This window comes from Streptomyces sp. NPDC006655 (assembly GCF_040703965.1).
Classification (GTDB): domain Bacteria; phylum Actinomycetota; class Actinomycetes; order Streptomycetales; family Streptomycetaceae; genus Streptomyces.
Genome location: NZ_JBEYJU010000077.1, coordinates 1 through 26,262, shown reverse-complemented (window position 1 = coordinate 26,262; position 26,262 = coordinate 1). Strand labels below are relative to the sequence as shown.

Sequence of the window (26,262 nt, the reverse complement as noted above, 5' to 3'; positions counted from 1 at the left end):
TCATCGTACGACAGCCATCAAAGGTTGATGACTGTCAAAGGTTGATGGCAATCAAATTTGACGGCTATCGTCGTAGTCGGTTCAATGGTCGAGTACTCCGGAGGAGAGCCATGCCCAGTGCCGAGTCCGCAGCGGTGTCGTTGGCCGGTGACGCGGCATCGCGTCACCGGCCCGTTCCCCCGGGCCTGCGGTTGACCGCACTCGCGACCGGTTTCGTCATGGCCGCGCTGGACGTGACCGTCGTCAACGTCGCGGGCTCGGCGATCCAGGAGCGTCTGCACGCCTCGCTGCCCGAGCTCACCTGGATCGTGGACGGGTACGTACTGGTCTTCAGCTCGCTGCTGTTGCTGGCCGGCGGCCTGGCCAACCGGCTCGGGGCGAAGACCGTCTACCTGTGGGGCATGGCGGTCTTCTTCGTCGCCTCCCTCGGGTGCGCGATCGCGCCGAGCGCCGCGGCGCTGATCGTCGCGCGGCTGGTGCAGGGTGTGGGGGCCGCGCTGTTCATGCCCAGTTCGCTGTCGCTGCTGGTGTTCTCGTTCCCGGAGAAGCGGGAGCGCACCCGGATGCTGGGCCTGTGGTCGGCGATCGTCGCCACCTCCGCGGGCCTCGGTCCGACCGTGGGCGGGCTCCTGGTCAGCAGCTTCGGCTGGCAGAGCATCTTCGTCCTCAACCTGCCCATCGGCATCGTCGGCATGCTGCTGACCCAGCGCTACATCTCCCCGTCCGAGGTGCGCCCCACCAAGCTGGCCGTGCCCGGCCACCTCCTGTGGATCGTGGCCCTCGCCGCGCTGAGCTTCGCCCTCATCGAAGGGCCGCGGCGCGGCTGGGGGGACGGCGGGATGCTGGTCGCGTACGCCGTGCTGCTGGTCGCCGCCGGTTCCCTGGTGGTCCGTGAACGCCGTGCCGACAACCTGGTCATGCCGTGGACCCTGTTCCGCCGGCCCAGCTTCGCCGGCGCGAACCTGGTGGGCTTCCTCTTCAATCTCGCGCTCTACGGCAGCATGTTCATGCTGAGCCTGTACCTACAGCACGCCCGCGGCTCCAGCCCCTTCCGGGCCGGGCTGGAACTGCTGCCGATGACGATCTGGTTCCCGCTGGCCAACGTCGTCTACTCGCGCATCTCGGCACGGTTCTCCAACGGCGCCCTGCTGACCGTCTTCCTGCTGGTCGCCGGCCTCGCGTCGCTGACCATGGTCACCGTGTCCTCGACCACGCCCTACTGGGTGCTGGCGCTGGCCGTCGGCCTGGCCAACATCGGCGCCGGGATCATCTCGCCCGGGATGACGGCAGCCCTGGTGGACGCGGCCGGTCCCGAACACGCCAACGTGGCCGGCTCGGTGCTCAACGCCAACCGCCAGATCGGCACGCTCGTGGGCATCGCCGCGATGAGCGTCGTACTCGGCACCACCTCGGACTGGAACCGCGGGCCCGCGCTGTGCTTCGCGCTGATCGGCGTCGCGTATCTCGCCGGCGCCGTGGGGGCGTGGCTGCTGATCGCCCGTTCCGAACGCCGTGAAGCCGCCGTCGCCGTGTGAGACATGCCGTGTCGAGGGCGCTGTGCCCGCCCCGGACAGGGCTGGGCACAGCGGCCCGGACGCGCGCGCCGTCAGTCCGCCGAGACGAGTTCCAGCAGACGGCCGGCCAGGTCGACGGTGTGATCGACGCTGCGTGCCACAAAGGTGAAGTCGACGAAGACGTCGTCGGCCGGCAACACCGAGCCGATCTTCCGCACTTCCTCGGCGACCACCGACACGGGCGTGCCGGCCGCCACGTTGACGCGCAGGATCGACCCGATCCCGTCCGGGTCCCGCCCGGCCTCCTCCGCCGCCCGCCGGATGGTCGCCCACCCCTCGGTCAGCCGGGCCGCCGGAAAGGCCTCCGGCGCCCACCACACCGGCATCCAGCCGTCGGCCCGCTCCCCGATCCGCCGCAGCGCCCGTCGTCCGAAGGCGCCGAGGTAGATCGGCGGACGCGGCCGTTGCACCGGCCTGAGGTCGACGTGAGACGCCGGAATCGTGAACAGGGCGCCCCGGTGCGCCACGGGGTCGGCGGTCCACCAGGCCAGCAGCACGTCCAAAAACTCGTCCAGCCGGGCGCCGCGCGAGGCGAACGGCACGCCCGCGGCCTGGTACTCCTCGGGCGACCAGCCGCTGCCGAACCCGGCCGTCAGCCGACCACCGCTGGCCACGTCGATGCTGGTCAGCGCGCGTGCCAGCAGTGCCGGCGAGTACCACGGCGCGATGATGCCGCTGCTGCCCAGCCGGACCTCGCCGGTGACCGCCGCCGCGAGTGCCAGCGCGGTCAACGGGTCGGCCGCCACCCGGAACTCGTCCGGAATGGCGGGGGAATCCGGGGTGTATCCGACCGTCGGGTCCACAGGGGTCAACAGCCGGTCGCCGACCCAGAGACTGGTCGCCCCGAGTTTCTCCGCGTCGGTGGCGAACCGCGTGATGCCATTCACCTCGTTCGCAGCCGGACCGAACGTCGGAAGGCTGAAGCCAAGGCGCATATGTCTGCTCCGCCCGCTCTTCATGTCATCGCGAATAGGACTGCCCACATTAGGTGAGCGGAAAATGTCTCTCCAGAGCGAACCGGTCCGGCTGTGAACAGTGCTGGTGCCGGTGAACGTGTTGGTGCGGCTCATAGGAGAAATTCACTCCCTCCTCGGTACCGGCACAGCGCCTATATTTTTCCGGTGGCGCCCCGCCGAAGACAGAGAGGGGATTTTGATGAATCCGGAACGCCTGCGATTCGGCGCTTTCCTGGCCCCGTTCCACCCGCTCGGAGAGGACCCCACTCTCCAGTTCGAGCGGGATCTCCAACTGATCGAGTTGTTCGACCGGCTCAACTACGACGAATTCTGGATAGGTGAGCACCATTCCCTGGGCTGGAACAGCATCGGCGTCCCCGAGCTGTTCGTGGCCGCCGCCGCCGAGCGGACCCGCCAGATCAAGCTGGCCACCGGCGTCATGACCCTGCCGTACCACCACCCTTTCATGGTGGCCACCCGTGCCCTGCACCTCGACCACCTGACGCGCGGCCGCTTCATCCTCGGCGTCGGCGCGGGCAGCAGCCCGGTGGACGCGCACATGCTCGGCCGCGAATGGGGCGAGATGCGCCGTATGTTCGGGGAGTCGCTGGAGGCCGTCGTGGAACTGCTGCACGGCGACCAGCCGGTCACCAGGAAGACGCCGTGGTTCACCCTCCAGGACGCGAAGCTCCAGCTCGCGCCCTACCGGGCGGGCAAAGTGGAGATCGCCGCCGCCAGTGTCGCCTCGCCGCACAGCGTGCGCCTGTCGGGGCAGTTCGGCATCAGCACCGTCTCGTTCGGTGTGTCGCGGCCCGGTCACCGGCCCCCGGACATGAAGACGCAGTGGCGGTACGCGGAGGAGGCCGCCGCCGAGCACGGCAGGACCGTCGACCGCGCGAACTGGCGCATCACCCTGCCGATCCACGTCGCCGAGACGCGTGCGCAGGCCATCGACGACGTGCGGGCCGGCTACCGGCGCTGGGCCTACGAGTACTGGGGCGATCTGCGCGGGCTCGACGTGAACATCCCCGGCGTCGAGCCGGAGAACGCGATCGAGGCGGCGATCGAGGCGGGCAGTGTGATCGTGGGCTCGGTCGACGACGTCGTGGCGGGTATCCGCCGCATCCAGGAGGAGACCGGCGGGTTCGGCACCCTCCTGGTGTACCTCCAGGACTGGGCCGACCAGGAGCGGACCAGGCGCAGTTACGACCTGCTGGCGCGCTACGTGGCTCCCCACTTCACCGGCTCGGCCCGCCCGCTGGCCGAGTCCGCCCGCTGGTACCAGGAGAACCGCGACCTGTTCGGCGGCAAGCTCACCCTCCCCGACCACGGAGCACGACCGCGCGGTCAGGCCGCCGGCTGACAAGGTGTCACCACGCGCCGCCGCCGCACCGGGCCGGGTAGGGCCCGGTGCGGCGGCAGCCGCGTGCGCGGGCCCGGTGCGGGGGCGTTCACGCGGCGGCCGGCACGCGCGACTCCTCGTCGGCCAGGATCTGCCGGTGCATCTCGTGCAGCTGTCGGCACGGACTGATGCCCAGCTCGCGGTCGAGCGTGACGCGCAGGTGCTGGAAGACCCGCAGGGCCTCGGCGCGCCGGTTGGAGCGGTGCAGGGCGAGCATCAGCTGACCGTGGAACGCCTCGATCAGCGGATGCCGGTTCACCAGCGCGTACAGCGGACCCACCAGCTCGCGGTGGCGGCCCAGCGTCAGCTCCGCCTCGTTGCGCAACTCGACGCACTCCAGCCGGGTCTCCTCGGCCCAGGTGGCGAACTCCTCCACGATGGGTCCGCCGCGCACCTCGCCGAGAACCGTGCCGCGCCACAGCGCGAGCGCCTGGCCGCAGGCCGCCGAGGCCTCCTGGTACCGCCCGGCGCGGATCGCCGCCCGGCCTTGCCGGGCCAGCCGCTGGAACTCGTGCGCGTCCAGGCCGCTGTCGCCCAGGCACAGGACGTAGCCGGGTGACCGGGTGACGATCGGGCTCTCGCCCTGGTGTCCGCGCCCGAGCAGTTTGCGCAGCTGCGAAATGTAGACGTGCAGGGTGGCGGTGGCCCGGCGCGGGGGCTCGTCCTCCCAGATCTCGGTGCACATCTGGTCCATGGAGACCACGTCGTCGGCACGGACCAGCAGGGCGGCGAGCAGGGACTCCATCTTCGGGGCGCTGACCGTGATCACGTCCTCACCGTCGGTGATGCGCAGGCTTCCCAGGATCTCGAACCGCATGACGCTGCCTTCCTGGTGGGGAAACACGGGACCCGGCCACGAGGAATGTTCGATGACGGACTTTCCCTTGATCACAGGCTGTCCGTTATTCGCGTCGCCCGGGTCGGGGTCTCCTCATCGAGATAGGTGTAGCCTCTCAAGAACCCTATGCGCGTGCATCAGTGAAAGCACGTACGGCCATCAGTCTGGCCAGTTCGGCGCGAGAGCCGATGCCCAGCTTCCGGTAAATGCGGGAGAGATGGACCTCGATCGTGCGCGGGCTCACCCTCAGCGCCCCGGCGACCTCACGCGTGCGCCGACCCGTACCGACCAGACGCGCCACCTCCAGCTCGCGTCGGGTCAACGTGGCGAGCTCGGGCGCGGTCGGCGCGGGTCCGGGCGGCGTGTCGTGACTCGGGGACGCCGCGGACGGCGGCCCGGCGAAGCGCAGGACGTGCAGCTGACGGGCGAGTTCCCGCGCGGTGGCCCACAGCTTCGCCGCCTCCTCGGACCGACCGCCGGACCCGGCGGCCCGCGCCGACCCCACGGCCGCGCACAGGCGCTGCAACCTCAGTTCGCGCCCCTCGACGAGCCGTTCGGCCTCCTGGTAGGCGGCGATCGCCGCGGCCGGGTCGTCCTGTTGGACGAACTCGTGGCCGCGGGCCATGAGCGCGTGGGCCCGGATCTGCGGCAGTGGGCAGGCCCGCAGCACCTGCGCGGCGCGGTCGGCCCACGGCGAGACGGGGGTGCCGCAGGCAAGGGCGGCCAGGGCGAGCAGTTCGCAGGCCCGGGCGCGCAACGGGAGGGTGAGGGTGCCGAGGTCGGGCGCGGCCAGGTCGAGGAGCAGGTCGGTGCAGCGCTCCGGACTGCCCTGGAGCAACAGCGACTCGGCGACGGTGAGGACCGCGACGGAGTGCCAGGCGCCGGCCGCCGGGTGCAGGGCCCGCAGCGCCTCCTCGGTGCGTGCCGAGGCGCGGCTGCTGCCCGGCGGTTCCGCGTAGGTGGCGCACAGTGCCTCCTGTGCCGCCGCGTACGCCCGCAGCTGGTCCGCGCCCAGGTGTCCGGCCAGTCGCCCGGCCTCGGCGGCCGAGCGCCGGGCCTCGCTCAGCCGCCCCTGGCGCAACCGGGCCTCGGCACGCCCGCTGAGCAGCGCGGGGAGCAGGACGTCGGGAGAGCGGCGCGCGGAGACGGCGACCCCGCGGTCGTAGAAGGACTCCGCCTCTCTCGGGCGGCCGAGCGAGGAGGCGCACCAGCCCAGCAGGGACACGTACTCGGTGTGCGGGCGCAGTTCGGCGTCCGGCAGTGCGTCCATCTGGCGCACGGCGGCGTAGTAGGCGGCCAGCGACTGGGTGGTGCGGCCGGCGGTCAGTTCGGCGAGGGCGTGCAGCGAGAGGGCGGCGGCCAGGGTCGCCGGGCGCCCGCCGGAGCGGGCCAGCAGCAGTGCGGTGGAGGCCACGGCGGGCAGCTCGGCGTCGTCGCGCAGGCACGCCGTGATGCCGCGCAGGACCGTCAGGCGGGCGAGCCTGTCCCGGTCGGCGGTGTCGGAGCCGAGCCGGACGAGTTCGGCGCGGAGCAACGCGTCGGCGTCGGTGAACCGTCCTTGCAGGGTCTCCGCCAGCACACACAGCCGTATCGCCGCGTAGCGGGCCTCGTCCGGGCGGGTCCCGGCGTCCTCGCCGATCAGGTGTCGCAGTGCCTCCCCGTCGTGGAGGTAGTCGGTGGACTGCAAGGCACGGGTCAGCGGCGGGATCAGGCCGAGCAGCCGGTCCGTCGAGCCGTCGTCCGAGGGCAGGCCGCGCAGCGCGAGCGACAGCCACCGCACGGCGTCCTCGGGGGCGCTGAGGACCGCCTCCTCGCCGGCCTGGGCCAGCGTCTGAAGGTCCTGAGGGGTGAAGCTGCTGGTGGCCAGCTCGATGTGCGCGGCACGCTCGGTGGCCGGGGCCGCCCGGCGGTTGAGCAGGGCCAGGGCCCTGCGGTGGGCCTGCTGCTGCCAGTAGCGGTCCGCCCGGTCGTTGAGCAGGTCGCGGACCATCGGCTGGCGGAACGTGAACCGGGCGGCGGAGAGCGGCAGCGGGCGCATGATGTCGTGCCGGATCAACTCGGCGACGGCCGCGCACACCTCGGGGAAGGGCAGCTCGCACACGGCCGTCAGTTCCTCGCGGGTGAAGCGGTTGCCGAGCACGGCGCCGGATTCGGCCACCAGGCGTTCGCTCGGGCTCAGCAGCTCCAACTCGGCGGAGAGCGGCGCCAGTCGGCCCGCGACCAGGCCGGCGGACAGGTACGGTCTGAGCGGTGCGGACTCGCCGAGCACCAGCAGGCTCAGGATGTTGCCCTCGCTCTCCCGGTGCACGGGCGGCAGCCAGTCGGTGTCGGGCCGCACGTCCAGCAGCCGGGCCGCCTGTTCGAGGCGGAGCGGGCTCAGCGCGACGCGGGTCACCCTGCCCTGCTCGGCGCCGTAGGCGAGCGTGCTGAGGAGCAGCGGGTCGGTCTGCCGGGGGCGGTGGGCGATGACGATGAGGACGGGCGCCCTGAGCGACCAGCGCACCAGGTGGTCGGCGAACTCCAGGGACCGCGGATCGGCCCAGTGGAAGTCGTCGAGCACCAGCAGCAGCCCCTCGACGGCGGCGTCGGTCAGCAGGGCGCGCACCGCCTGGGAGAGCGGGAGCGGCCGGGGCGCGGGATCGGTGCGGCCGCGCCGGGCGCACAGTCCCGCCCGGACCAGGTCGGCGTGGGCGGGGGAGAGCCGGGCCAGCCGCTCCGGGGTCACCAGGTCGCTGAGGGCCCGGGTGAAGACGCAGAAGGCGTCGCGCTCGGTCGGATAGCAGCGGCCGTCGAGCACCAGGGCTCCCCGCTCCCGCGCCCGCGCCATCAGCCACGCCAGCAGCCGCGTCTTTCCCGACCCCGGGTCGCCGTGCACGTCGACGACGCCGCCGTGGCCGTCCGCGACTCCTTCCAGCGCACGCAGAAGCTGTGCGGATTCGTCAGAGCGCACGGGTGTTTCCACGATGGCTGAAACCTTTCCCCCGTCCGGCCGCGTGTTTCAACCATAATGATTGTTTTGTCATGCGGGGGAAAAATTATTGAGCGGTGACAATCGAAGTCTAGCGGGAAGCTTGATTTGACGAGCCTGAAGCCTGATATTCACAGTGCTGAAGCAATCGGCCGACCACCTTGAGCGTGACCTCGGGAAACTCACGGTGGAAGAAGTGGCCGCCCGGCATCGTGTGGACCTGGACGTCGTACGTGGTGTGCCGCGCCCACTCCCGGGCCTGCGCCGGAGTGAGCAGCGGGTCACGGGCCGACGTCAGCACCCGCACCGGGACCGCCAGCGGTACGACGGCTCGGTGCGGGCGGCTGTGCGCGAGGCGCAGGTCGTCCCGCAGCAGCGCGACGGACCTCCGCAGCCACTCCGGATGGCGCAGCACCCGGTCCGGCATGCCGTCCAGGTCCCGTATCCAGGAGACGAGTTCCGCGTCGGAGGCGTCCCGCGGGGCGACGGCGGAGCGCGGCAGATGCGGCGGCGGGCACGCCCCCACCATCAGCAGCTCCGGCGCACGCCGAGCCGTCGCCAGCCGGCGCCGGGTCAGCTCATGGGCGATCATGCCGCCCAGGCTGTGCCCGTACACCGCGTACGGCTCGTCCAACAAGGGGTCGAGCTGCTCGTCGAGGCGGTCCAGGAGCCGGTCGAAGTCACGGAACCGCGGCTCACGCACCAGGCGTCCCCGCCCCGGCAGCTGGACCGGGACCACCGTGACGCCCGGACCGAGTCCGTCCCGCCAGGCGGCGAAGGAGGAGGCCGCGCCGCCCGCGTGGTGGAAGCACAACAGCCGGATCGACGCGCCGGCCGGCGGTGGCCTGAGGTCGGTGACGGTCTTCACTGGTTCCTGCCCTCCCGGGCGACGTGGGCCACGGACCGGGGCATCGTCGGCGAGCCGCCTAAAGCCGGCCTAGGGCCCTTCTGGCGGCGTGCGGCCTTAAGGCGTGCTTTGGCGCGCTCGGCTAGGTCTTCCCGCGTGCGGCGGCGCGTTCGGCGCGTCGGCCGCGTCCGATCCGCTGACACACGGTGACGTCCTCCGGAGGAGAAGAGTGGTCAACGTCGGTCCCGTCCCACGCCCGCTTGCGTACGTACGTTTCGGTGCCCGACCATCGAGGTGTAACCCCTGTCACGTGTCGCCCATGGCACGAGGACGAGTGGCTAGGGTGGTGTACATCTCAGTGCACACGGCTGGACAAAGGGGCGGAGTGTCATGCCGACTGGCCGTCAGTTAAAGGAACTCGGACAATTCCTGAAGGCGCGCCGAGGGGAAGTGAACCCCATCGAAGTGGGCCTCCCGGCGGCCGGAGTGCGCCGGACACCCGGACTGCGCCGTGAGGAAGTGGCTCTCCTCGCCGGTGTGGGGGTGTCCTGGTACACGTGGATCGAGCAGGGGCGGGCCGAGAACGTGTCGGCCGAGGTGCTGGCAGCGATCTCCAGAGTCCTCAACCTGGACGACGCCCAGCGTCAGTACGTGTGGCGCCTGGCCGGTCTGGGCTCGTCGCACTTCGCCTCCTCGCCCGCACCGGACGCGGAGTCCTTCAAGCCCTTCGTCGACAACTGGCTGCCCAACCCGGCCTACATCGCCGACCGGGTGTGGAACGTCGTGGTGGCCAACGACGCCGCCCGCGAACTGCTGGCCCTGGACGGCAGCTGCGGCAACCTCCTGGAGGACTTCTTCCTCAACCCGGGGACCCGTTCCCGGCACCCCGACTGGAAGCAGGACGCGGCCACGGTGGTGGCGCGCTTCCGGGCGCACGCCGCGAACCACGCGGCAGATCCGCTGCTGGAGTCGATGGTGGACCGACTGCTCGCGCGGAGCAGGGAGTTCGCGAAGCTGTGGCACGCGCAGGAGGTCCAGGAGGACTCCTGCGGCATCGACCTGCTCCAGCACCCGCGGGTCGGTGAGCTGTCCCTGCGGCGGACGACACTGGACTTCACCCCCCGGCTGGGACTGCGGTTGACCGTCTTCATGCCGGTCCCCGGCACCCGGGCGGAGCGCGTCCTGCCGCTGCTCACTGCCCAGCGGAAGGTGACGGGCTCGGCAGCCTGAGGGCTGGTTGTCGTCCCGCCGGGTTCGGCGGGACGACAACCAGCCCCTTTTTGTGCCTGTTTGCTTCGGACAGCAGTTCCCCCTTCTCAGAAAGCAGCCTCCTCATGTCTTCTGCGCTGCCGCTGGAGCGGCTGACGCGTCCCTCGCCCCTGCGGTCCCTCACCCTCGGGGACTTCCGGCTGACCCATGTCCCCGACGGGATGGTCCAGTTGAGGCCCGACGGCTGGTTCACCGGACTCGGCCGGAACGACCTCGCCGCGCTCGCCCCGTACCAGGATCCGGACGGTTTCCTGGTCGGCTCGGTGGGAGGCCTGCTGATCGAGCACCGGGGCCGGTCGCTGCTGATCGACGCCGGGTTCGGGCCCCGGCGCCTGGAGGCGGCGCAGTCCCATCCCGCCCTGGGCGAGTTGGCGGGCGGCGAACTGATCGCGCAGTTGGACGCGGCGGGGGTGCGTGCGCAGGCCGTGGACACGCTGGCCTTCACCCATCTGCACGACGACCACATCGGCTGGATGCTGGCGGACGGCGGGGCCCACTTCGAGGGCGTCACGTCCGTCGTGCTGTCGGAGACCGAGTGGCGGGAGCGGGGCGGCCTGCTCCCGGCGTGGTCGGCGGGACGGGTCCGTACCGTGCCGGACGGCGGCGAGGTCTTCCCCGGCGTCACCCTCCGGGAGTGGCCCGGCCACACCGGCGGGCACGCGGGATACGCGGTGGACGTCGCCGACGCCGGGGACGACGGCGTCCGGCGCGTGCTGGTGCTCGGGGACGCCCTGCACTCGCCCGCCCAGGTGGCCAACCCCGCCTGGCCGGTGTTCTTCGACAGCGCCGGCGGGCAGGCGATCGCGACCCGCCGGGCGGTGCTGGAGGAGGCGGCCCGGCCGGACACCGTCTGCTACGCCGGGCACTTCGCCGACGTGGTCTTCGGCAGGGTCACCGGCACGGACGGCGGACACCGGTGGCAGCCTCTGGAGTGAACGGGCGGGCGTGCGGAAGGGGCCCAGCCTGTTGGGACGACCAATATGTTGAGCGCGCACTGTTTGGTGGTTGCGTCCGGCGTGAGGCTTCTGGCCATGCCGAAGACACAGTCCTCACCACTCTCCATGACGGGGAAGCAGAAGACGACCCTCGTCGTCCTGTTGGGCGCGCAATTCATGTTCGCCGTCGACTTCTCCATCCTCACCGTCGCCCTGCCGAGGATCGGATCGGACCTCGGGTTCGGGCTCGACAACCTGCAGTGGGTCTCCACCGCGTTCGCGCTGACCGCCGCCGGTTTCATGCTCCTGTTCGGACGCATCGGCGACCTGGTGGGCCGTAAGAAGCTCTTCCTGGTCGGCATGGCGCTGCTGACCGTCTCCTCCCTGCTCGGCGGGCTCGCCACCAGCCCCGGGCTGATGATCGTGGCCCGGGTGCTGCAGGGTCTGGCCACCGCGATCGTCACCCCGTCGGGCATGGCGCTGATCACCACCAGCTTCGAGGAAGGACCACTGCGCACCAAGGCGCTCGGTCTGAACGGCGCCCTGCTCTCCCTCGGCTTCGCCTCCGGGGCGGTGCTCGGGGGCGTGCTCACCGACGTGCTCTCCTGGCGCTGGGACTTCTTCATCAACGTCCCGGTCGGCGTGGCCCTGTTCGTCGCCGGCATCGCGGTGATCCGCGAGTCGGTGGCCGAGGACCGGCCCAGGCTGGACGTACCCGGTGCCGTCACCGTCACCGCGGGCCTGCTGGCCTTCGTGTACGGCATCACCAGCGCCGAGCGCGAAGGGTGGGGCTCGACGCAGACCTGGGGCACCCTGCTGGTCGCCGCCGTACTGCTGGTCTCCTTCTACGTGATCGAGCTGCGGTCCGCCGCGCCGCTGGCGCCGGTGCGCATCCTCAAGGCGAACTCCGTCAAGTGGGGCAACCTGGGCGGCCTGATCACCTTCTCCATGGAGTCCGCGCTCTCCTTCCTGCTCACCCTCTACCTTCAGCAGGTGCTGGGTCTCACCCCGTTCCAGACGGGCCTGATGTTCGGCTTCCTCGGACTCGGCGCCTTCCTCGGCGGCACCTTCGCCTCCAGGATCCTCGCCCGCACCGGCGCCAAGGGCGGCCTGGTCCTCGGCCTCGCCGTGCAGGGCGTGATGACCGGCGCGCTGTTCTGGCTGGGGGAGAACAAGGGCGCGGGCATCGCCGCCGTCCTGGTCACCACGTTCGTCGGCGGTTTCGGCCACGTCCTGGCGATCGTCTCCTACACCGTCGTCGGCACCTCCGGCATCCAGGACAGCGAGCAGGGGCTGGCCACCGGTCTGGCCGCCATGACCCAGCAGATCGGGTTCACGCTCGGCATCCCGGTGATGTCGGCCGTCGCCGCGTCCCGGTACGGGCAGTTGACCGACGGCGTCGCCTCCGCCGCCGGCGTTCTCGACGGCACCACGTTCGCCATCCTCGTCGACGGCCTGGTGGTCCTCGCCGGCGCCCTCGTCATCACCGCCCTGCTGCGCGCCGCGAAGTCCCCTGCGCACCCCGCGGTCCACGTCGCCGACGGCGAGGGGGAGCCCACCCTCACCCCCGCTCAGTGATCCATGCCTCGGCCGCTCTCCCGGGCCCGGGGCGTCCTCGCCCCGTACCCGCCTCGCCCACGTACGAGGAAGGAACCCGATGTCTGGTAGCTCCGACTCATCCGTGCTGTCCGTCGCCGAGCCGCCGTATCTCGCGGACATCTCCGACTATCTCGGCGCCCCCGAGCGCCGGTTCTTCGGGGAGGGCTACCGGCGGGCCCGGCACCGTCTGACCGGCTTTCACATACCCGAGGCGGCCGATGGGGCCGCCGGGGCCGAAAGACCCCGACTGGGCGCCACCGCGCAGGTCGTCTATCCGAGCGACTGGTCACGCAAGGGCGACGTCGACCAACGGCCGCACCTGTCCACCGTCGACGTCCTGCTGCTCGTCGCCCAGCTCACCGAGGCCCTGCTCGTCGCCCACCTGGGCCTGACCGAGGGGGAGCTGGCCACCGTCTGGCTCGCCCGGGTCCGCATCAAGGCCGGATCCCGCCCGGTGGAGGAGGACCTGTCCGGGTTCCCGGTCACCGCTTGCGTCGCCGAGCGGCTGCCCGCACCGAGGCCCGGCCGCGCCCGTACCGCCGTGGAGGCGACCGTGGGCACCCTGCGCGTCCGGCTGGAGGCCGACCACCCGGACGTCCGTCCGGGTGAGCGCCCCGGCGCCGAGCCCGTCGTCCGAGCCGGCGGCTACGGGGACACCCACCGGCTCGGCGGCCACCGCGTCGAGAGCATGCAGGTCAGGCCCGGCACCAACGTCGCCACCGCGGACGTACGCCTCACCGACGGACCCGACGGCCCGCTCGGCGGCATGGAGGGCGAACACCAGCCGTCCGTGCACCTGGTGGACGCCTTCGTGACGGCCCTCCAGGTCGGACAGGTCCTGCTGTACGAGCTGGACCGCGTGGAGCGGGCCGCCTCCGACACCCTGTGGATGCGCAGCACGCTGCTGGAGACCACCACCCCGCACCGGCCCCGGACCGCCGCCGACGGCGGACCCCTGCCGCTGCGCGCGGAACTGCGCGACGCCCTGCTGCTGGGCAACCGCCACGGCGAGACCTGGCGCCGCGCGGACATCGTCGCGCACCTCGCCGACATCACGGTCGTCTGCTCGGTGGCCCACCGGCTGCCGCGATCCGCCACCTGAACCCAGGTTCCACCACTCACGGGAGAAGCACATGAAGCTCGCCATCGCCGGCACCTATTCCGTCGGCAAGACGCTGACCACGATGGCCGTCTCGCACCTGACCGGCCTGCCCCGCTCCGCCGCCAAGACCATGCGGGAACTGCTGCCCATATCCATCCCCGGCAAGACGCTGGAGGAGTGCACCCCGCCGGAGCTGATCATGCTGATCATGCGGCGCAACCAGGAGCGCGCGGTCAACGAGTCGCACCTGCCCGACGGCTTCGTCTCGGACGGCTCCTCGCTGCACGAGTGGGCCTACGGCACCGTCCGCGTCCTGGTCGGCATCAACCCCAACGAGTCGATCGACCTGGAGACGATCGAACTCACCGAGGAGATCAGCTTCTACGCCAAGGTCCTGGACCAGATGGCGGTGCCCGCCAAGCAGCACGCCAAGGCCACCTACGACTCCTTCGTCCACCTGCCCATCGAGTTCCCGCTGGTCCCCGACGGGCACCGCCCGGTCAACGAGCGCTTCCGGTCCCTCGCGGACGAGCTGATGCTCAAGACCCTCAAGGAACTCAACATCCCGTACCACACGGTGGGCGGCACCGTCCCCGAGCGCCTCCAGAAGATCGTCGACATCTACGGCTTCCAGCCCGTGGTGAGCATCGACGAGGCGATCGAGAGGGCCCAGGCGGAGTACGCGCTCATCGACACCAGCTCGGAACTCACCCGCGCCGCCTGAACCCCGTACCCCACCGCCGTCACCGAAGAGAGCCGCACAGGAAGAGACAACGACAACCCACACGAGACAGACGGGGGACCTCCATGCCGTACGCCGTCCTGCGGGGGCTCGGAACCCACCTGCCGCCCAGACGCGTCACCAACGCCGAACTCGCCACCCTCTTCGACACCTCCGACGAGTGGATCACCACCCGCACCGGAATCAAGGAGCGCCGCTGGGTCCGCCCCGGCCAGTCCACCGGCGACCTGGCCACCGAGGCCGGCCGCCGCGCCCTGAAATCGGCCGGCCTCGACGACGGAGCCGACATCGGCCTGCTCATCGTCGCCACCACCACACCCGACCACCCGTGCCCGGGCACCGCACCCGACGTGGCGGCCCGCCTCGGCCTCGCCCACGCCGCCGCCTACGACATCGCCGCGGTCTGCTCCGGTTTCGTCTACGCCCTCGAAGCAGCCACCAACGCCATCGAGGCGGCCCGGGTCGAACGGGCGCTGGTCATCGGGGCCGAGACGTACTCGACCATCCTCAGTCCCCACGACCGCACCACCTCCGTGATCTTCGGCGACGGGGCCGGTGCCGTCGTGCTGGGCCGTGGCGCCCCCGACGAGCCGGGCCGGCTGCTCGGCTTCGACCTGGGCAGCGACGGCACCGGCAGGGACCTCATCACGATCCCGGCGGGCGGCTCCCGACAGCGCTCCAGCGGGGTGGCCGCACCCGAGGACGACCACTACTTCACCATGCAGGGCAAGAAGGTGTTCGCCCAGGCGGTCCGCCGGATGTCGGAATCGTCGCTCGCCCTGCTCCGCAGCGTCGGCTGGACCACCGACCAGGTCGGACACCTGGTCGGCCACCAGGCCAACCTCCGCATCCTCAGGGCCGTCGCCGAGCAGATCGGCCTCGAACCCGGCTGCGCCGTCACCAACCTCGACAAGGTGGGCAACACCTCCGCCGCCTCCATCCCCCTGGCGCTGGCCGACGCGGCGACGACGGGAGAGCTCCGCACCGGTGAGCGCCTGTTGCTCACCGCCTTCGGAGGTGGCCTGACGTGGGGATCCGCCGCCCTCACCTGGCCGGACATCACCCCCGCCTGACGGCGCCCGCACGCCGCCGTCGCACCGGGCGCGCGTCCCGCACGCACGTCACCGGCGCGGACCTTCCGCGCGCAACGCACCGGAACCGTGCACCACACCGAACCGGAGAGGAACACCCTTCCATGAGCAGCTCCGTGACGTCCGCATCCGCCGCCACCCTCGCGGACGCGGTCGTGAAGCTCCTCGTCGAGAAATACGAGGCGCCCGCCGAGACCATGACCGTCGACACCGAGTTCGAAGCCCTCGGCTTCGACTCGCTCATCCTCGTCGAGGTCGCCGTGGACCTCAGTCGCCGCTATGACATCGAGGTCGCCGACGACGAGCTCCAGGAGGCCGGCACCGCCGCCCGGACCGCCGAGCTCCTGGCCGCCAAGGGCGCCGTCGCCTGACCCGGCCGTCACCTCGACCACCCGCGCGGCCGGCCCCGTCCGGGCCGGCCGCGCCCTTCCACCGGGATGGACCGCCATGACCTCCGCCGAGCACCGCCCCGCGGCCTTCTTCGACGTCGACAACACCCTGACCCGCGGCACGGCCCTCTTCCGCTTCCTGGAGTACTGGTACGCGGCCCGGGGCAGACCCCCGCGCGACGCCGTACGGGAACGGCAGCGGCTGAAGGCCATGACCGCGGCCGGCGTCAGCCGGGAGGAGACCAACCGCGCCTACTTCCGGCTGCTGGCCGGCGCCCCGGCCGCCGAGATCGCACGGTACGCCGAGGACTGGTTCCAGGCCGAGCTGACCCAGGGCGCCTTCTTCCACGAGCCCGTCCTGCGAGCCCTGCACGCCCACCGCCGGGAGGGCCACCCGGTCGTCCTGGTCTCCGGCTCCTTCCCGGCGGTGCTCCTGCCGCTCCTGGAGCACTGCGCGGCGGACCATCTGCTGTGCACCGAGCCCGAGATCACGCCGATCGCCCGCACCTACACCGGTCGGCTCGCCGACCGACCGCACCAGCCGATGATCGGTGAAGCCAAGGCGGGGGCCGTGAGGGAACTGGCCGCCGCCCACCGCATCGACCTGACCGCCTCCACCGCCTACGGCGACCATGTCTCCGACGCCCCCCTGCTGTCCCTGACCGGCCGCGCCGTGATCGTCGGCGACGACCCGGACCTGCGGCGCCTCGCCGCCCACCACGGCTGGCACCGGTTGCCCAAGGCGCCCGACCCCCTCGCCGTACCGCTGCCCGAACCGAACCCGTCCCCGCCAGGAGCACTGCTGTGAGGATCGCCGTCGTCGGCGCCTACGGAGCCGGCAAGACCACCCTGATCACCGCCGCCACCGCCCGCACCGGGCTGCCCGCCGCACACGGCACCCCCATGCGCGACCCCCTCGGCAGCCGACCCAAGCCGCTGGAGGAGGCCACCGAGCCCGAACTCGTCCAGCTCGTCGTGCGCCGCCACGCCGAACGGCTGCTCGCCGAGGCCGCCCACCCGGAGGGGTTCTTCTCCGACGGCTCCCTCCTCCACGAGTGGGTCTACGCCACCGTCCGGCTCGCCGTCGGCCGGTACCCCCGGCGCGATCAGGGACCGCAGCTCGTGGCGGCCGCCTCCGACGACCCCTACCGCAGGGTGCTCGACCATCTGGGCCGTGAGTTCCTGCACCGCGCGCTCGCCTCGTACGACGTCTTCGTCCATCTCCCGGTGGAGTTCCCCCTCCACGACGCCCCGCCGCCGATCGGCGAGCACTTCCGCACCCTCTCCGACCGGCTGCTCCTGGACACCCTCCACGCGTCCGGCGTCACCGTCCGCACGATCACCGGCAGCCCTGAGCAGCGACTCGACTCGCTGCTCGGCCTCACCCGGCCGTCCGAACCCGCCGCGACGGTCACCGCAGCCGATCCGCACCACGCCGAGCCGCTCACACCGTGGTGACCCGGTCCTTCTCCCGGCCCGAGCGGTCGTTCCGCCAGGTGTTCAGGAGGTGGGCCGCCAGGCGGTCCTCCAGGTGGCCGGTGGTGCGGATGCCGAAGACCACGTCGGGTTCCAGGTGGGGTTCGTCCGCCAGGAGGCCCGCGACCACCTCGTGGCGTACGACCTGTTCGTGGACCGCGTCCGCCTCGACGTGCTCCGTGTAGAAGCGGACGGCCGCCGGGCCGGCGTCCAGGCGGCGCAGGGCCTCCGCGAGGCGGCGGGAGGCCGGGGACGAGGTCACCTCGACGGTGGCGAAGTGGCCGACGAGCGCGCCGCGCAGGGCCCGGTGCAGGCCGAACAGGGACATCTGGTTGACGGTGGCCAGCGCTTCGGCCGGGGCGGTGTCCAGGTAGTGGCCGTAGGAGGTGTCCAGGCCCAGGTCCGCCATCAGGTCGGCGAACAGCTGGGCGTGGATCTCGTCGGCGCGGCCCCCGCCGAACTCGTCGAACTCGACCGCGACCATGGCCGCCTTGGCGCGTCCGCGCAGCCGTGGGATCACCCAGGCGTGCGGGTCGGCCTCCTTGAGGTGGTAGAGCGAGCGCACGGCCGCGTACTGGCGGAAGTGGTCGAGGGTGCCGTGGTCGCGCAGGAAGTGGGAGAGGCTGCCGTCGACCTCGCCGACCGGTTCGAGCTGGAGCTCGTCCAGTGCCCGGGCGGCGGTCGCGGTCAGCTCGACGGGCACGTCGGTGCGCAGTGCGTGCAGGAAGCGGGCCTCCAGCGCGGCGCGCAGGGCGAGGAGCCGGGGGTCCCATTCGCGGTCGTCGGGGACCCCGTCGAAGCCGAGGTAGTGGAGTTCGTAGAGGACGTAGAGGGAGAGCTGGAGGTCGTCGCCGTAGGGGTCCGCGGGGAGCGGCGGCGGCGGGTCGGGGACGGGTGAGCCGCGCAGGGCGGCGAGGAGCGCGGCCGAGAGCGGGCCGCGGGGCGCGGGCAGGGGGGCACCGGTCATGAGGTCTCGTCCCGTTTCGTACGGCGGCGGTGGCTGGTGTCGCACCAGGGTGGGGTGCGGGTGCGGCGGCAGGTGCAGACGGCCACCATGAAGCGTCGTGACACGCACACCTCGCCGTCCTCGCCCACCACTTCGACCGGCCCTTCCACCAGGAGCGGGCCGTCGCGCTGGACGCGGACGCGGCGCGGCCGGTCAGGTGTGTTCGGCACGGATCACCACCAGTTCCTCCGTCGGGCGGCCGGTGCCGTCGGCGACCAGTCCGCGTTCGTGCAGCCAGGCGAGGCGGGAGTGCAGTACGCGGCCGAAGGGCAGCCGGGTGCGGTCGACGATCTCCGCGCGCAGGCCGGCCGCCCGCAGCCGGTCGAGGCTCTCCTCGACGCCGCTGAGGTGCGAGTGGACCATGAGCAGCCGTCCCGTGGGGCGCAGCACCGTCGGTGCAGCCGCGCAGATGCGGTCGATCAGCAGGCGGCCGTCGGTGCCGGCGTCCCAGGCGCGGGCGGGGCCCCGGGGCGGGCCGTCGCCGGGCGGGGCGGGGACGTAGGGCGGGTTGGTGACGACGAGGTCGAAGCGGCGGCCGGGCACCGCGGACGCCAGGTCACCGTGGCGTACCCGTACGGTCCGGCCGTTCAGCAGGGCGTTGCACCAGGTGGTGGCCAGCGCCCGCCAGGAGATGTCGACGGCGGTGACCCGGGCGCCGAGCCGGGCGGCCTGCACGGCGAGGGCGCCGCTGCCCGTGCCCAGGTCCAGGACCTCGGTACGGCTGGTGATGTGCTCCCGGTGCAGCGCCCGGCCGAGCAGCCCGGTGTCGGTCTGCGGCCGGTAGACCCCCGGCGGGGCCCAGCACCGGAACCGGGGGGCGGAGGTGAGGGAGTCGACCGTCATCCGGAGACTCCCGTCGCCCGGAGCCCCCACGGTTCTCTGTCCGGCGCCGCGGCGGCTGCGTGGGCGGTGTTCATGGTCGTGGCATACGCGGCGGGCGGTCGTCCGGTGGGCTGGGGCGGCCGTGCGCCGCCCGTGGGAGGCAGCGCCTGCGGCTGCGGGGGCACGGGGGATGTCCGGTGGGTTCTGCTGGTGACGAGGGTCTTCACGTATCTGCTCCGCGCTGTGTGGGGTGCGGGTGCCGGAGGCGGCCGGCCGTGGCACACGGGTACCCCTGGGCAGCAGCCGTAACGGACTTCCCGCAGCGCGGTGCGGGTCCGGTGCCGGAGGGACGCGGGGGCGGTGGGTCAGTGGCGGCCCGCGACGCGGTCAGCGATGCGGGCCAGGGAGGACGAGGTGGTGCTGGGGTGGAGGCGTTCGCGTCGGTCGGCGGCCCGGTAGGTGGCGTACATGCCGTGGACGCCGAGCCAGCGGAAGGGCTCCGGTTCCCACTTGCGGACCTTGTGGTTCACCCAGGGCAGTTCGGTCAGGTCGGTGCGGCCGGCCTGCCCGGAGTCGAGCTGGACGAGGTCGCGCAGGGTGCGGGCGGCGAGGTTGGTGGTGGCGACGCCGGAGCCGACGTAGCCGCCCGCCCAGCCGAGGCCGGTGGAGCGGTCCAGGGTGACCGTCGCGCACCAGTCGCGCGGCACTCCGAGCACCCCTGACCAGGCATGTTCGATCGCGAGACCGGCCAGGGAGGGGAAGAAGCGGACGAGGATGTCACGGAGGGCGTCGACGGTCGCCTGCTGGGTGCGGCCGTCGTTGTCGGTCCGGGAGCCGAAGCGGTACGGCACTCCGCGCCCGCCGAGCGCGATCCGTCCGTCGGCGGTGCGCTGGGCGTACATGTAGGCGTGGGCCATGTCGCCGAGGGTCTCCAGGCCGGTCCAGCCAACCGTCTCCCACTGCTCCTCGGTGAGCGGCGCGGTGGCGATCATCGAGGAGTTCATCGGCAGCCAGGTGCGCCGCTGCCCCTTGAGGTTCGCGGTGAAGCCCTCGGTGCAGCGCAGCACGTAGGGGGCGCGGACCGTGCCGTAGGGGGTGACGGCGTGCTTCGGCCGGATCTCGGTGACCGGAGTGGACTCGTGGATGACCACGCCGAGTGCCTCCACGGCCGCCGCCAGCCCTTTCACCAGTTTCACCGGGTGCAGCCGGGCGCCGTGCGGGGTCCAGGTGGAGCCGACGGCGTCGGCCACCCGGATCCGTTCCCGGGTCGCTCCGGCGCCGTACAGCTCGCGGTCGGTCTCGCCGTAGGACAGCTCGTGCTCGTGGAAGGCCCTGAGGCGGGCGAGCTGGGCGGGGGTGGTGGCGACTTCGAGGACTCCGCCCTGGTGCAGGTCGGCGTCGATGCCTTCGGCCCGGGTGACCGCGACGACCTCGGCGACCGTCTCGTTCATGGCCTTCTGGAGGCGTACGGCGGCTTCCCGGCCGTGCCGCGCGGCGTACCGGTCACGGCCGGCGATGCCGTTGTAGAGCCAGCCGCCGTTGCGGCCGGAGGCGCCGTAGCCGCAGAACTTCTGCTCCAGGACGGTGACCCGGAGGAAGGGGGCGGCCCGCTTCAGGTAGTACGCGGTCCACAGACCGGTGTAGCCGCCGCCGACGATCACGACGTCCGCCGAGGCGTCGCCGGTGAGCGGCTCCCGTCCCGTGGGGAGGCCGTCGTCCGCGTACCAGAAGGAGATGCCGCCGTTGACGACGCTGCCTGCCGAACTGCCTGCCGAGCTGGTCATGTCCGGACGCTAACCTCTGAGGGCGTCCAGTGTCTCCTTCGGATTCCATGCTTTTCCGCGGCCTCTGACCAGCGGATAGCAGGCCAGGCCGATCAGTGCGGCGACGAAGTGGCCGAGGTCGGTGAAGGTGGGCGACTCGGTCAGGGGCAGTCCGTACCCGAGCAGGACGATCAGGGCGTACGCGTACCGCCAGGGCCCGGCGATCCGGTACGTCAGTACCCCGATCACCCCGGCGAGTGCGTAACTCACGCCGAAGTCGAGGGCGTTGACGGCGGAGTGCGGGGCGATGCCGTCGTGGATGCCCTTGAGCAGCGCGCCCTCGCTGATCAGCGTCGCCAGCACGTGCGCGAGGACGCACACCAGCAGCCAGCGCACCGTCCCCAGCCAGCGCTCGGCCGGCGCGTGGAAGACGGTGTAGAGCAGCGCGTACGGCACCCAGTCCCCGCCGTCGATCCACATCGCGCTGGCGATCAGCACCCGCACGGGGTTGTCGGACAGTTCCCGCAGGTTGGTGGAGCGCTGCCGCAGGAACTGCTGCTCGAACGCCGGTGACATGTAGTGCAGCGCCACGGTCGTCACGAACAGGATCGCCAGCCAGATGTACGTGCCGGGGGCGCTGCGGACGTACGCCCACGCCCTGCTGCCGAGGCCCCGGAGAAATCCCATGAGGCGATTCACGCACGGCGGTGACGTCACGCGGGTGAATGACATTCCGGTGGGGGGTCAGCCGACCGGCTCCGGCATCGGTGTCTCGGCCTCGGCGTCGTGTTTCGGCGGTTTCGCCGTCACCAGCAGGCCCGCGACCAGGCCGGCCAGCAGCATCACGCCCACCGCCCACCAGATGGCCACCGTGTAGCCGTGGACGACGGCTGCCGGGACGACCGTCGCCCTCTGGGCGGGGTCGTGCAGGTGGGCGGCGAGGTAGCCGGCGGTGCTGGTGGTGGCGACGGTGTTGAGCAGGGCGGTGCCGATGGAGCCGCCGACCTGCTGCGAGGTGTTGACGGTGGCCGAGGTGACCCCGGAGTCCTGCGGGGCGACGCCGGAGGTGGCGGTGGCGAACACCGGCATGAAGGTCAGGCCCATGCCGAGGCCCATCAGCAGCAGGGCGGGCAGGATCTCGGTGGGGTAGGAGGAGTGGACGGTGATCCGGGTCAGGAGCAGCAGGCCGCAGGCGGCGAGCAGCAGGCCGGGGACCATGAGCAGGCGCGGGGCCACCCGGTGCAGCAGGCGGGCGGATATCTGGGTGGAGCCGACGATGATCGCCACGGTCAGCGGGAGGAAGCCGAGGCCCGCCCGGACCGGGGAGTAGCCGAGGATGACCTGGAGGTAGTAGGTCAGGAAGAGGAACAGGCCGAACATGGCGACGGTCGCGAGCGCCATCGTCAGGAAGCTGCCCGCCCGGTTGCGGTCCTTGACGATGTGCAGGGGCAGCAGGGGGCTCGGGGCGCGCGTCTGCCACCACACGAACCCGGCGAGCAGGACGGCACCGGCCGCGAACAGGCCGAGCACCAGCGGGTCGCTCCAGCCGCGCGGCTGGGCCTCGCTGAAGCCGTAGACGATCGCGACGAGTCCGCCGCAGCCGAGCAGCGCCCCGGGCACGTCGAGGCGGGCGCCGGTGTGGCCGGGCCGGTCGCGCAGCAGCGCGAGCGCGCCGGCGACTGCGAGGATCGCGATGGGCACGTTGACGTACAGGCACCAGCGCCAGTTCAGGTACTCGGTGAGCAGGCCGCCGACGATGAACCCGATCGCGGAGCCGCTGCCCGCGAGGGCGCCGTAGATGCCGAAGGCCTTGCCGCGCTCGCGCGGGTCGGTGAACGTGGTGGTGAGCAGGGAGAGCGCGGAGGGCGCGAGGACGGCGGCGAAGGCGCCCTGGAGGGCGCGGGCGCCGAACAGCATCCCCGGGGTCTGGGCGGCGCCGCCGAACGCGGAGGCGGCGGCGAAGCCGACGAGCCCGATGACGAAGGTGCGTCTGCGGCCGACCAGGTCGGCGATCCGGCCGCCCAGCAGGAGCAGTCCGCCGAAGGCGAGCGTGTAGGCGGTGATCACCCACTGCCGGTTGCCGTCGGACATGCCGAGGGCGTGCTGCGCGGACGGCAGGGCGATGTTCACGATCGTCGCGTCGAGTACGACCATCAGCTGGGCCAGCGCGATGACGACCAGCCCCCACCAGCGGCGCGGGTCGGCCCCCTCCGCACCGGTGTTCGTCCCACCCGTCCGGGCGCTGCTCATTCGGTCAGAAGACCACGGATCGGGACGGGCCGCATCCCGTGCTGTGCTGTTCCTGGTCATGGTTCCAGGACCACCTTCCCGGCCGTGCCGGCCGAAGACTGCGCTTCCTCACCGGTACGACGGATCGGGCGGCCGGAGTGTGACAGGGATTGTCAGTGGGGGGCTGCACTATGGGGGGCATGGCGAGGACTGGGGCCGGCGGGTCCGGCGGGGTCGGTGGTGGCAGGGTGAAGGGTGCGCGGCGGCCGGAGGTGCGGCTGCCCCCGCTGGAGCCGTGGGCCGACGGCGGGCTGGAACCGGACGGGGACTACGACGGGGTGGAGTTCCGGGACACGGACTTCGCCGGGCAGGACGGCGCGGGCGCCCGCTTCATGGACTGCGCGGTGACGAACTGCGCCTTCGACGAGACGGGGCTGCGCCACGCCCGGGTGCTGGACACGGTCCTCACCGGCATAAGAGGCGTCGGCACGAACCTGGCCGAGGCGACCCTGCGCGATGTGGAGCTGGTCGACGCCCGCCTCGGCGGCACCCAACTGCACGGCTCGGTGCTGGAGCGGGTGGTGGTCCGCGGCGGCAAGATCGACTACCTGAACCTGCGCACGGCCAGGCTCAGGGACGTCGTCTTCGAGAGCTGCGTCCTGGTGGAGCCGGACTTCGGCGACGCCGTCCTGGAGCGGGTGGAGTTCGTCGACTGCGCCGTGAAGGGGGCGGACTTCCGGGGCGTGACGATGAAGGACGTCGATCTGCGCGGTGCCGCGTCGCTGGAGGTCGCGAGCGGGGTGGAGCGGCTGGCCGGGGCGGTGATCAGCATGTCCCAACTGCTGGACCTGGCACCGGTGCTGGCGGTACAGCTGGGGATCCGCGTGGAGGGATGAGCCACCGGCCGCCTCGGGGCTCGGGGCGGCGGCACAGGGGGCTCGGGTCGCGGGCTCGGGGTGGCGGCTCGGGGGTTCGGGGCGGTGGCACGGGGCTCGGGTCGGGGGCTCGGGGTGGCGGCACGGGGGGCCCGGCTCGGGGCGGGGCGGCGGCACGGGGGGCTCGGCGGCGGCTCAGGCCTCGGGCGGGGGTGCCGCCGTTCTCCTCAGGCCGAGCCGGTCGTCCGGGTCCTGGAGCCGGTCCGGCTGCGCGGCGAGCATGCGGCGGACCACCGGTTCCGGCATCCGGATCACCACCGGCCGGGGCAGGGTCAGTTCCCGTACGGCCGTGCCGGTACGGCCGGAGCGGACGCGGTCGGTCACCTGCGCCATCACCCGCACGTCCAGCGTGAACTGCACCAGTACGGCACTGGACTTGGGCTTGTGCAGCGGCATCGAGCCGGCCGAGTTCGCCGCCAGGCCGGCCGCGCCGCCCGCGCCACCGGCGTTGCCCATCAGCTGGTTGAGGCGGAACTCGTCGGCGTTGAGCAGCCCCGCGCCCGCCAGACCGCGCGCCGACCTGCCGTGGTCGGCGGAGCTCAGGCCGTCGGTCTGGGTGGGCCGGGGTGCGTCCAGATGGCTCTGCCCCACCGTCTCGAAGGTCATCTTGTCGCCGACGCCCAGCACCCGTCCGTCCCGCAGCCGCGCGTGCAGTGACGTCCGCAGGTCCTGGCCCGCCGCTCCGGTGGCGTGCACCGGGGGAAGTTCGGCCCCGGCGGAGGTCAGCAGGGGCAGCGCCGCGATCAGCCACTCGGTGGAGACGGCCTCGTTCAGGGCGTAGGCGGCGGCCTGCCCCTTGGTGCGGAAGCGGTCGCCGCCGCCCGCCTCCCGGACCGCGGCGTTGACCAGCTCCCGTACCTGTGGGGCTCCCTGGAAGCCGTTGACCTGTGCCTCCATCGGCAGTCGTACGCCGCCCGAGCGCCAGGTGCCGAGCGCGGCCCGGTGGTCGTCCCGGGGACCCGGTGCTGGTGCTGGTGCTGGTGCTGGTGCTGGTGCCGGTGCCGGTGCCGGGGGTTGGTGGCGCGGTGCGGTCAGCCGGCCGAGGGCGGCGAGGTCCTGGTCCAGGACGCGGTGGGTCAGTGCCTGGCGGCCCAGCGAGACCAGGGCGAGCCGGCGGTCGCCACGGTGCAGTTCGAGGGTCGCCTCGATCGGCAGCCGCATCCTCGACGACGTCGCGGTCTTCGCCTCCGCGACCGTCTTCATGCCGAGCTGCCCGCGGCCGGCCGTGCCGGAGCGCCGGGAGCCGCCCCAGCCCGCGCCGAGCCCCGCCGCGCCGCCCGTGCTCTTCAGCTGCCCGGCGCCGCCGTCCGGTTTGCCGGAGCCGGCGAAGATCCCCTCCACGCCGGTCGTCACGCCGTCGTCGTGGGAGGTGGCCTGTTGGGCGACGGCCGCGGTGATGTACTCCATGTCCCGGCCGTCGGCCGCCGGGCCGTCGTCAACGCCGTCGCCGAGGCGGTTGATCCTGAACACCGCCCAGTACGGGGTTCTCCGGCCGTCGAACAGCTCGACGGTGACGCCGCCGTCCATGGCGCCGGAGAGCAGGCCGGTGCTGCCGTCGCGGTCCAGGACGCGCAGCAGCCGTTGCACGTTGTCGTTGCGGTCGGCCAGTTGCCGCCGGGGCAGCAGGTCGTCGGCGAGGTCCTGCCGGCCGCTCTCCGCGAGGCGGGTGCGCAGCCGGGCCAGGAGCGGTACGAAGTTCGGCAGGTCCTCGATCATGCCGAAGCCGAGGGGGAGGGCACGGGCGAAGGAGGGGCCGCTGCGCGGTGCGGCGGAGGTGGAGGAGCCGGCGGCGGACTTGGCCGCGGGGCGGCCGGCGGACCTGGACATCGCGTCGGCGGCGGCCTTCACGGCCCCGGCCGGGGCCTTGGCCGACTCGGCCGCCGGCTTGACGGACTCGGCCGCGTCCTTGGTCGACTCGGTCGCCGGCCTGGCGGACTCGGCCGGAGCCGTGCCGCGCGTCCTTTCCCGAGCCTCGCGTTCGGCGCCGGCCCGCGAGCTTTCGGCCGCCCGCGGCTGCTCGGCCGTGCGCGGGCCCTGGGCCGTGCGCGGTTCTTCGGCTGCCCGCGGGGCCTCGGCCGTGCGCGGGCCCTGGGCCGTGTGCGAATCCTCCGCTACCCGCGGGGCCTCGGCCGTGCGCGGGCCCTGGGCCGTGTGCGAGCCCTCCGTTGCCCGCGGCCCCTCGGCCGTGCGGGGGCCCTGGGCCGTGCGCGGTTCTTCGGCTGCCCGCGGGCCCTCGGCCGTGCGCGGGCCCTGGGCCGTGTGCGAGCCCTCCGTTGCCCGCGGCCCCTCGGCCGTGCGGGGGCCCTCCGCCGCCCGCGC

At 72.5% G+C, this 26,262-nt stretch carries 22 protein-coding genes and 1 pseudogene; 12 read left to right on the top strand and 11 right to left on the bottom strand.

The window, feature by feature from the left end; genetic code table 11:
- Window positions 1-110: 110 nt before the first annotated feature.
- Window positions 111-1,535 (top strand): MFS transporter, encoded by a 1,425-nt coding sequence (locus AB0958_RS32940; RefSeq protein ID WP_366894137.1) that lies wholly within the window; start codon window positions 111-113, stop codon window positions 1,533-1,535.
- Window positions 1,536-1,606: 71 nt separating this feature from the next.
- On the opposite strand, the gene AB0958_RS32935 is transcribed toward AB0958_RS32940, so the two are convergent.
- A complete protein-coding gene (locus AB0958_RS32935) occupies window positions 1,607-2,644 on the bottom strand; it encodes a TIGR03619 family F420-dependent LLM class oxidoreductase (RefSeq protein WP_366894136.1) in 1,038 nt (345 codons plus the stop codon).
- An 85-nt stretch (window positions 2,645-2,729) separates the two neighbouring features.
- Between AB0958_RS32935 and AB0958_RS32930 the strand changes: the two genes are divergently transcribed.
- Window positions 2,730-3,893: an LLM class flavin-dependent oxidoreductase gene (locus AB0958_RS32930; protein ID WP_366894135.1), complete on the top strand. Its 1,164-nt coding sequence runs from the start codon at window positions 2,730-2,732 to the stop codon at window positions 3,891-3,893.
- Window positions 3,894-3,981: 88 nt separating this feature from the next.
- Here the strand turns inward: AB0958_RS32930 and AB0958_RS32925 are convergent, their stop codons facing one another.
- The 3 genes from AB0958_RS32925 to AB0958_RS32915 form a co-directional block, all read right to left on the bottom strand.
- Window positions 3,982-4,749 carry an AfsR/SARP family transcriptional regulator gene (locus AB0958_RS32925; protein ID WP_366894134.1) on the bottom strand — a complete coding sequence of 256 codons (768 nt, stop codon included), beginning with the start codon at window positions 4,747-4,749 and terminating at the stop codon, window positions 3,982-3,984.
- A gap of 145 nt (window positions 4,750-4,894) precedes the next feature.
- Complete coding sequence (locus tag AB0958_RS32920) at window positions 4,895-7,720, bottom strand: BREX system ATP-binding domain-containing protein (RefSeq protein ID WP_366894133.1); 2,826 nt, start codon at window positions 7,718-7,720, stop codon at window positions 4,895-4,897.
- A 109-nt stretch (window positions 7,721-7,829) separates the two neighbouring features.
- Window positions 7,830-8,606 (bottom strand): alpha/beta fold hydrolase, encoded by a 777-nt coding sequence (locus AB0958_RS32915; protein WP_366894132.1) that lies wholly within the window; start codon window positions 8,604-8,606, stop codon window positions 7,830-7,832.
- A 369-nt stretch (window positions 8,607-8,975) separates the two neighbouring features.
- On the opposite strand from AB0958_RS32915, the gene AB0958_RS32910 reads away from it, so the two are divergent.
- The 9 genes from AB0958_RS32910 (at window position 8,976) to AB0958_RS32870 (ending at window position 17,170) form a co-directional block, all read left to right on the top strand.
- Window positions 8,976-9,815, top strand: a complete 840-nt coding sequence (locus AB0958_RS32910) for a helix-turn-helix transcriptional regulator (protein WP_366894131.1) — start codon at window positions 8,976-8,978, stop codon at window positions 9,813-9,815.
- Window positions 9,816-9,919: 104 nt separating this feature from the next.
- Window positions 9,920-10,789, top strand: coding sequence for an MBL fold metallo-hydrolase (locus tag AB0958_RS32905; RefSeq protein ID WP_366894130.1), 870 nt, complete (start codon window positions 9,920-9,922; stop codon window positions 10,787-10,789).
- Window positions 10,790-10,885: 96 nt separating this feature from the next.
- Window positions 10,886-12,367, top strand: coding sequence for an MFS transporter (locus AB0958_RS32900; protein WP_366894129.1), 1,482 nt, complete (start codon window positions 10,886-10,888; stop codon window positions 12,365-12,367).
- Between the two features lie 79 nt (window positions 12,368-12,446).
- Window positions 12,447-13,490 (top strand): AvrD family protein, encoded by a 1,044-nt coding sequence (locus AB0958_RS32895; RefSeq protein WP_366894128.1) that lies wholly within the window; start codon window positions 12,447-12,449, stop codon window positions 13,488-13,490.
- Between the two features lie 31 nt (window positions 13,491-13,521).
- Window positions 13,522-14,214 carry an AAA family ATPase gene (locus AB0958_RS32890; protein ID WP_366894127.1) on the top strand — a complete coding sequence of 231 codons (693 nt, stop codon included), beginning with the start codon at window positions 13,522-13,524 and terminating at the stop codon, window positions 14,212-14,214.
- An 83-nt stretch (window positions 14,215-14,297) separates the two neighbouring features.
- On the top strand, window positions 14,298-15,305 hold the full coding sequence (locus AB0958_RS32885; protein ID WP_366894126.1) for a beta-ketoacyl-ACP synthase III: 1,008 nt from the start codon (window positions 14,298-14,300) through the stop codon (window positions 15,303-15,305).
- A gap of 122 nt (window positions 15,306-15,427) precedes the next feature.
- Complete coding sequence (locus AB0958_RS32880) at window positions 15,428-15,694, top strand: acyl carrier protein (RefSeq protein ID WP_366894125.1); 267 nt, start codon at window positions 15,428-15,430, stop codon at window positions 15,692-15,694.
- A 76-nt stretch (window positions 15,695-15,770) separates the two neighbouring features.
- Window positions 15,771-16,520 carry an HAD-IB family hydrolase gene (locus AB0958_RS32875; RefSeq protein WP_366894124.1) on the top strand — a complete coding sequence of 250 codons (750 nt, stop codon included), beginning with the start codon at window positions 15,771-15,773 and terminating at the stop codon, window positions 16,518-16,520.
- Window positions 16,517-17,170: an AAA family ATPase gene (locus AB0958_RS32870; protein WP_366894123.1), complete on the top strand. Its 654-nt coding sequence runs from the start codon at window positions 16,517-16,519 to the stop codon at window positions 17,168-17,170. The genes AB0958_RS32875 and AB0958_RS32870 overlap by 4 nt, the downstream gene beginning before the upstream one ends.
- Here the strand turns inward: AB0958_RS32870 and AB0958_RS32865 are convergent.
- The 6 genes from AB0958_RS32865 to AB0958_RS32840 form a co-directional block, all read right to left on the bottom strand.
- Entirely contained in the window at window positions 17,157-18,155 is a 999-nt protein-coding gene (locus AB0958_RS32865) for an iron-containing redox enzyme family protein (protein ID WP_366894122.1), read from the bottom strand. The genes AB0958_RS32870 and AB0958_RS32865 overlap by 14 nt on opposite strands.
- Window positions 18,152-18,364: a CDGSH iron-sulfur domain-containing protein gene (locus AB0958_RS32860; RefSeq protein ID WP_358974444.1), complete on the bottom strand. Its 213-nt coding sequence runs from the start codon at window positions 18,362-18,364 to the stop codon at window positions 18,152-18,154. The genes AB0958_RS32865 and AB0958_RS32860 overlap by 4 nt, the downstream gene beginning before the upstream one ends.
- Window positions 18,348-19,037 (bottom strand): HemK2/MTQ2 family protein methyltransferase, encoded by a 690-nt coding sequence (locus tag AB0958_RS32855; RefSeq protein ID WP_366894121.1) that lies wholly within the window; start codon window positions 19,035-19,037, stop codon window positions 18,348-18,350. The genes AB0958_RS32860 and AB0958_RS32855 overlap by 17 nt, the downstream gene beginning before the upstream one ends.
- Before the next feature lie 344 nt (window positions 19,038-19,381).
- Complete coding sequence (locus AB0958_RS32850; protein WP_366894120.1) at window positions 19,382-20,800, bottom strand: FAD-dependent oxidoreductase; 1,419 nt, start codon at window positions 20,798-20,800, stop codon at window positions 19,382-19,384.
- Window positions 20,801-20,809: 9 nt separating this feature from the next.
- The gene (locus AB0958_RS32845; RefSeq protein ID WP_366894119.1) at window positions 20,810-21,466 is read right to left on the bottom strand and encodes a rhomboid-like protein; all 657 of its coding nucleotides are present in this window, start codon (window positions 21,464-21,466) and stop codon (window positions 20,810-20,812) included.
- Between the two features lie 57 nt (window positions 21,467-21,523).
- Window positions 21,524-23,029, bottom strand: coding sequence for an MFS transporter (locus tag AB0958_RS32840; RefSeq protein ID WP_366894118.1), 1,506 nt, complete (start codon window positions 23,027-23,029; stop codon window positions 21,524-21,526).
- A gap of 179 nt (window positions 23,030-23,208) precedes the next feature.
- Here AB0958_RS32840 and AB0958_RS32835 point away from each other — a divergent pair, with 179 nt between their 5' ends.
- Entirely contained in the window at window positions 23,209-23,904 is a 696-nt protein-coding gene (locus tag AB0958_RS32835; RefSeq protein WP_366894117.1) for a pentapeptide repeat-containing protein, read from the top strand.
- A 174-nt stretch (window positions 23,905-24,078) separates the two neighbouring features.
- Here the strand turns inward: AB0958_RS32835 and AB0958_RS32830 are convergent.
- A pseudogene (locus tag AB0958_RS32830) lies at window positions 24,079-26,262 on the bottom strand (hypothetical protein); the annotation flags it as partial.